This window comes from Pontibacterium sp., from assembly GCF_041587635.1.
Classification (GTDB): Bacteria; Pseudomonadota; Gammaproteobacteria; order Pseudomonadales; family Balneatricaceae; genus Pontibacterium.
Genome location: NZ_JBFGYC010000640.1, coordinates 1 through 2,120 on the forward strand (window position 1 = coordinate 1; position 2,120 = coordinate 2,120).

A 2,120-nucleotide genomic window follows, 5' to 3' on the forward strand; every position below is an offset into this window, starting at 1 on the left:
CAGCCGACCTGCGTCGAGATGCAGAGCGTGTTGCGCTCCCCCTCGGGGATCATGACCGTCTCGACCGTTTCGCCGTCGGCGAGCTGGACCAGGTGCTTGACGGTCCCGTCACGCGAGCGTTGCGACGTGAGCAGCTTGCTGCTCAACAACTCACCTCTCTGCAGCCCGACAAGAAATACCACGGGCTCTACGCAAAGACTCAGATAAACGGTCAGGCAGTTCACCTGCTAGTACCCACGACGTTTATGAATCTGAGCGGCCAGTCAGTTTCTTCACTGGCGAACTTCTTCAAAATTCCCCCTGAATCTATATTGGTTGCCCACGACGAGCTGGATCTGCCTCCGGGTGTCGCTCGCTTCAAGAAAGGGGGTGGTCACGGCGGCCACAATGGTTTGCGTGACATCATCAGCAAGTTAGGCAACAACAAGAATTTCTATCGTCTTCGTCTGGGTATTGGCCATCCCGGCCACGCCAGTCAGGTATCTGGTTTTGTATTAAGCAAAGCACCTGTCAGCGAAAGACAGGCAACAGATGACGCCACACACGAAGCGATTCGCTATCTGCCCCAAGCCCTTGATGGCGACTGGGCAAAAGCGATGAATCAACTCCACAGTTTCAAAGGTTAACGGTAGGACTCACCATGGGTTTTAAATGCGGTATCGTCGGTTTGCCCAATGTTGGCAAATCCACCCTGTTCAACGCACTGACCAAAGCAGGCATCGCGGCCGAAAACTACGCGTTCTGCACCATCGAGCCAAACTCAGGCATCGTACCAATGCCCGATCCTCGCCTCGACAAACTGGCAGACATTGTTAATCCTCAGCGCGTATTACCTACGACAATGGAGTTTGTAGATATCGCGGGATTGGTTGCCGGCGCCTCCAAAGGCGAAGGTCTGGGAAATAAGTTTCTGGCCAACATTCGTGAAACTGACGCGATTGCACATGTCGTACGCTGCTTCGAAAACGAAGACGTACAGCACGTTGCCAACCGCATCGATCCGCTGGAAGATATCGACATCATCAACACCGAGCTGGCCCTTTCCGACCTGGAATCGGTTGAGAAGCAGCTACAGCGCGTTCTGCGTGTTGCTAAAAGCGGCGACAAAGATGCCATCAAGCAGAAAGAGATGCTTGAACGCCTGCAAGACCACTTAGGTGCTGGCAATCCAGTTCGTGCGATGGATCTGAACGATGACGAAGCCCAACTGATCAAACAGTTCCATTTGCTGACGGTTAAACCAACCATGTACATCGCTAACGTCGATGAAGATGGGTTTGAAGACAACCCTCATCTGGACGCGGTACGCTCACTGGCTGAGTCAGAGGGCGCGCAAATCGTCGCTATCTGCAATAAGCTGGAAGCAGAAATTGCCGAACTGGAAGACGAAGAGCGCGACATGTTCCTGGAAGACCTCGGCATGGAAGAAGCGGGTCTGGATCGCGTTATCCGCGCTGGTTACAACCTGCTAGGCCTGCAGACCTATTTTACAGCCGGTGAAAAAGAAGTCCGCGCGTGGACCGTCAAAGTCGGTGCAACCGCACCACAGGCAGCTGGCGTTATCCACACCGACTTTGAAAAAGGCTTTATCCGCGCTGAGGTTGTCTCATATGACGACTTTATCGAATATAGCGGAGAACAAGGGGCGAAGGACGCGGGTCGCTGGCGCTTGGAAGGCAAAGACTACATCGTTAATGATGGCGATGTTGTTCACTTCCGCTTTAACGTCTGATCTTTAGATCCACCTCACCTCTTCCCAAAAAAGCCGATCCCATCTGGATCGGTTTTTTTATGCCCAAACTGTACAGACCTTAACCACTTTTGAGCCTTTTTTGAGCCTTCTGGAACACGCTCGAAAAAAGATAAAAAAAAACGCACTTTCCTTTAACTTTTTTGCATACAACCTGTTGACACATAAGCCGAAACAGAGAATAATTCGCGACCTCAACAGCACGGCAATATAGCTCAGTTGGTTAGAGCATCGCATTCATAATGCGAGGGTCGCAGGTTCGAGTCCCGCTATTGCCACCATGTTGTTGAGATTGAGAAATGCAGGGGTATAGCCAAGCGGTAAGGCAACGGGTTTTGATCTCGTCATGCGTTGGTTCGAATCCAGCTAC

The 2,120-nt window shown here is 51.8% G+C and carries 2 protein-coding genes and 1 tRNA gene; all 3 read left to right on the top strand.

Annotation, left to right across the window (positions count from 1 at the left end; genetic code table 11):
- Positions 1 to 83 precede the first annotated feature (83 nt).
- Positions 84 to 626: an aminoacyl-tRNA hydrolase gene (gene pth / locus ABYW01_RS20155; protein WP_372836238.1), complete on the top strand. Its 543-nt coding sequence runs from the start codon at positions 84 to 86 to the stop codon at positions 624 to 626.
- 14 nt (positions 627 to 640) lie between these two features.
- The gene (gene ychF / locus ABYW01_RS20160; protein WP_372836237.1) at positions 641 to 1,732 is read left to right on the top strand and encodes a redox-regulated ATPase YchF; all 1,092 of its coding nucleotides are present in this window, start codon (positions 641 to 643) and stop codon (positions 1,730 to 1,732) included.
- 222 nt (positions 1,733 to 1,954) lie between these two features.
- Positions 1,955 to 2,031 (top strand) — tRNA-Met (locus tag ABYW01_RS20165).
- Positions 2,032 to 2,120 lie beyond the last annotated feature (89 nt).

What these genes read in the sequence shown, in the direction of transcription:
- ychF (WP_372836237.1), top strand. Translation starts at nt 641, where the DNA reads ATGGGTTTTAAATGCGGTATCGTCGGTTTGCCCAATGTTGGCAAATCC.